The 4,111-nt window shown below is 73.0% G+C and carries 4 protein-coding genes; 1 reads left to right on the forward strand and 3 read right to left on the reverse strand.

What is annotated here, in order from left to right:
• A partial coding sequence (locus tag EHS43_RS39110; protein ID WP_125195330.1) for a class I SAM-dependent DNA methyltransferase occupies nucleotides 1–1,467 on the reverse strand: 1,467 nt, incomplete at its 3' end.
• A gap of 242 nt (nucleotides 1,468–1,709) precedes the next feature.
• Here EHS43_RS39110 and EHS43_RS39115 point away from each other — a divergent pair.
• Nucleotides 1,710–2,504 (forward strand): hypothetical protein, encoded by a 795-nt coding sequence (locus tag EHS43_RS39115; RefSeq protein ID WP_125195331.1) that lies wholly within the window; start codon nucleotides 1,710–1,712, stop codon nucleotides 2,502–2,504.
• A gap of 64 nt (nucleotides 2,505–2,568) precedes the next feature.
• Here the strand turns inward: EHS43_RS39115 and EHS43_RS39120 are convergent, their stop codons facing one another.
• Together EHS43_RS39120 and EHS43_RS39125 are read right to left on the reverse strand one after the other, a co-directional pair.
• The gene (locus tag EHS43_RS39120; RefSeq protein WP_125195332.1) at nucleotides 2,569–3,312 is read right to left on the reverse strand and encodes a GNAT family N-acetyltransferase; all 744 of its coding nucleotides are present in this window, start codon (nucleotides 3,310–3,312) and stop codon (nucleotides 2,569–2,571) included.
• A 66-nt stretch (nucleotides 3,313–3,378) separates the two neighbouring features.
• On the reverse strand, nucleotides 3,379–4,104 hold the full coding sequence (locus tag EHS43_RS39125) for an HNH endonuclease family protein (RefSeq protein ID WP_125195333.1): 726 nt from the start codon (nucleotides 4,102–4,104) through the stop codon (nucleotides 3,379–3,381).
• Nucleotides 4,105–4,111: the final 7 nt, after the last annotated feature.

Consider the following 4,111-nt stretch of genomic DNA (forward strand, 5'->3'; position numbering starts at 1 on the left):
GTCCACGTCGTCGTCGAGGAGTTCGATGACGGGCAACGCGCGGGCCAGGCCGGGCCGTTCGGTGAAGCGGCCGGGCCGCCCGAAGGCCTGCCAGGCGTCGAGGACGGCTTCGCGCACGGCGTGCCAGTCCGGCCCGCCCCGCCCGTCGCCGGCGAACCGGCCCACGTCGACGAGGAGCACCTCCGGCTGCGCGGGCGCCCTTTCCGGACGGCGCAGCACCCACAGGTGCAGCGGGATGTTGTACGGCGGTGCCGCCCCGACCGGCAGGGCGATCACGGCGCGCAGGGCACCGCGGCGCAGCAGGTCGGCGCGGATACGGCGGCCGGAGCGGCGGGACGCCGCCGCGGGCGGCATGAGCAGGACTCCGGCGCCGCCGTCCTTGAGGCGGGCGAGCGCGTGCTGGACCCAGGCGAGTTCGGACTCGGTGCGGGCCGGGAAGCCGTACTCCCAGCGGGGGTCGTAGGCGAGTTCGTCGTGGCCCCAGTTGCGCTCGTTGAAGGGCGGGTGGCACAGGACGGCGTCGGCGCGCAGCCCGGGGTGGGCGTCGGCGCGCAGGGTGTCGCCGGTGGCGCCGCGCACGGTGGACCAGGTGTGCAGGGCGAGCCGGAGCGTGGTGAGCGCGGCGAGTTCGGGCGAGCTGTCCTGCGCGTAGAGCTTCTGGTCGGGGCGGTTGGCGGCGGCCCGCAGGAGGGCGCCGGTGCCGCAGGCCGGGTCCAGGACGGTGCGGGCGCGGCCGGCCAGGTCGGCCATGAGAGCGGCCAGGTCGGCGGGCGTGAGCGTGTACTGGCGCGGGTTGGCGTCGAGGTGCCGGCCCAGCAGGAACTCGAAGGTCTGCCGGGCGCCCAGCTCGGCGGCCAGCTCGGCGACGCCGCGCAGGAGGGGGACGGAGGGGAGGAACTCCGGGCCGGTGGGGATGTGCACGGCGGGGGCACTTGTTCCTGGCCGCGCGCCTGTGGTCGACCCGGTGCTCGTTGCCGCCCTGGTGTTCGTTCCCGGCTGCGCGCCTGTTGCCGTCCCGGCGCTCCCTGCCGGCTGCGCGCCTGTCGTCGGCTGTGCACCTGGTGCCGGCCCGGCTCCGAAGCGCGGTGTGAACACCTCCCGCAGCGCGCCCGGCAGCATCTCCGCCAGGCGCTCGTCGGAGCCGGAGCTCACCTCCAGCCAGACGGGCGGGCGGTCGTGGATCACCAGCAGGACGCAGCCCGCGTGGATGAGCGCGGTGACGGGGCCGTCGGGGTGGCCGGAGAGCTGCTGCCAGACGCGTTCGCGCAGCGGGACCTCGGCGAGTTTCCCCTGCTCGCGCAGCCAGGACTCGACCTCGGCGAGCGCGAAGGAGGGGCTGGTCTCGGTGCCGCCGACGGGCCTCGGGAAGTCGGCGTGCCGTCGGCGCCAGTTGCTGACGGCCGCGCGGCCCACCCCGGCCAGCCGTGCGATACCGGCGGCGGTCACCTCAGTCGCGTTGTCCTGCACTCGCCCGCTCCCCTCGTCGTACCGCACCAGCCCTGCGGCCCGGGTGTGACGCCGAGCATACCGACGCACGCGAGATCCACCCCTTCACGCCCGTGTACACAGCCCATCGCGTGAACAGTGTTGACTCGGTTCACAGCCTCTGCTCTTATTGACCCAGCGAACGAGCCTCGCTCTTTCACCGGGCGCGCCCCACAACCGTGTCCCGCACCTCCTCACCTCACCGCATCCACCTAGGAATCCTCATGCGTCGTACCGCACTTGCCGCTCTCTGCATCGCCGCCGCGGCCACCGCAGGACTCACCGGCTGCCAGTCGGACCAGGACAAGGCGGACAGCAGCACGACCTCGTCCGGCGCGTCCGCCGCGACGGGCAGCACGGCCGCACAGAAGGAGCCGTTCGCCGGGCTGAGCGGCGGTGAGATAGCCGACCGGGCCACGAAGGCCACGACCGGCGCCTCCTCGCTGCGGATGAAGGGCGACCTCCCCGACGACGAGAGCGGCGCCACCATCAGCCTCGACGTCCTCCTGAACAAGAAGGGCGACTGCGCCGGCACCATCGGCATGGGCGGCAAGGGCGAGGCCGAGCTGATCAAGACCGGCGACCTGGTGTACATGAAGTTCGACGAGGCGTTCCTGCGCGAGCAGAGCGAGGGCGAGTCGAAGGCGGACACCGACGCGGCCGTGGCCATGCTGGCCGGCAAGTGGACCAAGTCGAAGGCGACGGGGACGGACGCCAAGGAGTTCGAGGGCTTCTGCGACCTGGGCGCGGTGCTCGACGGCGCCGGGGACACCGCCTCCGACGCGAGCCGCGGGAAGGCGACCACCGTCGACGGGGCCCCGGCGATCACGCTGCACGAGAAGGACGGCAAGGACCGCTACACGCTGTACGTCGCGACCGAGGGCAAGCCGTACCTGCTGCGGGTCGACAGCACGGCCGGCGCCGACCAGGGGTCCGTCACCTTCAGCGACTTCGACGCACCGGTCCCGACGCAGAAGCCGGCCGGCGAGATCCTGGACCTCGACGCCCTCGGCGGCTGAGCCACGGGCCGCCGGCCCCCGCCCCGGCAGACGCGGACCGCACGCACCCGGCGGCGCGGCACGCTCAAACGGCGTGCCGCATCCACACGTTGGGCTCGACGTACACCGCGTAACCGCGCTCCGGCTCGCACCGCACCGGCACCAGCGCCCCGGGCACCTCGATGTCGCCCCGGGTGTCGAAGGGCAGTCCGGTCCAGCGGCGCCACTGCTCCAGCGAGGCGGAGACCGTCATGGAGGCCGGTGCCACGGCGTGCACCTGGGCGCCGGCCCGCGCGTGCACGCGCAGCCAGGGATCGTGCGGCAGTCCGTCGGGGCGGGTGCGGGAGACGTACTCCCCGATCGGCGTGTGCGGTTCCAGGTGCTTGGCGCTGGGGCGGACGGGTGCGACGACCTCGCTGAAGCCGTGGGCGCGGGCGTTGTCACGCATCGCCGAGAGCATCAGGGCGGACAGGCCCCGGCCCTGGAAACGCGGATCGACGACGACCGAGATCGCGCTGACCGTGTCCGGCCGCACGCCGCGCCGCCGGTCGCTGAAGGCCCACACCAGCACCTCGTCCCAGCCCCGGGCGGGCAGTTCACCGCGGTCCTCGGCGTGGAGGGCGAAGGGCACGCTGTGGGCGTGCGCGACGACCTCGCCCCGCTCGTCCTCGGCGAACTGCACGTACTCGGGGAACTCGCCGGAGATCCGTCCGTAGTGGGCATTGCCCACCAGGTCCTCGGTCACGAACTCCGGCCAGCTGCTGGCCATGCCGAGCACACGCTCCCGCATCCCGGGACGCTCGGCGAGACTCGACACACTCCACTCCATACGATCACCGTAGGCGCGGGCCCGCCCACCGGAGAAGCGGTTTTCCCGCGAGCGCGGTACGGGGCGTCAGTCCGCGTGGAAGCGGGGCGGCGCCGCCGTCGGATTGCCGCCGACCGGGAGCTTCTGGCCGGGGCAGCCCGTGAGGACCTTCTCCATCGCGGACTTCTCGGCGGCCGTGACCCACAGGCCGTACTTCTTCTTCACGGCGACCTGGGCGGCCACATAGGTGCACCGGTACGCCTTGTTCGGCGGCAGCCAGGTGGCCGTGTCACCGTCGCCCTTGGAACGGTTGGTGCTCGCGTCGACGGCCAGGAGGTTGAGGGGGTCGTTGGCGAGGGCTATCCGCTTGCTGGGGTCCCAGTACTTGGCCCCCTTCTGCCAGGCGTCGGAGAGCGCCACCACGTGGTCGATGTCGACCTGGCTGCGCCCCCGCCGGTAGGTCACCTCCTTGCCCGAGTACGGGTCCGACTCGAGCACCCCGTAGGAGACCTTGCAGTCACCGCCGGTGAACTTCACGTCCTCCAGGTCGCGTTTGAGTATGTCGTCGCGGGTGTCGCACTCGTTCGAGTCGGTGTCGGCCCACGCGGTGCCGAACCTGTCCCGCTCGTAACCCGTCTTGGGCGCACGCCCCTTTACGGTGAGCGACTCGGCGGCGCTGAGGGCGGCACCCGAACCACCCGCGACCCCGGTCTCCTCGGGTCCGCCGGACCCTGTGGTCGTCTCCGCCTTGCACCCGGCCACGGCGAACACCAGCACGACGGCGGCCGCGGCCCCGCCCTTCAGACGCATCACGTGCGCC

Origin of the sequence: Streptomyces sp. RP5T (genome assembly GCF_003933965.1) — a bacterium.
GTDB lineage: Bacteria > Actinomycetota > Actinomycetes > Streptomycetales > Streptomycetaceae > Streptomyces.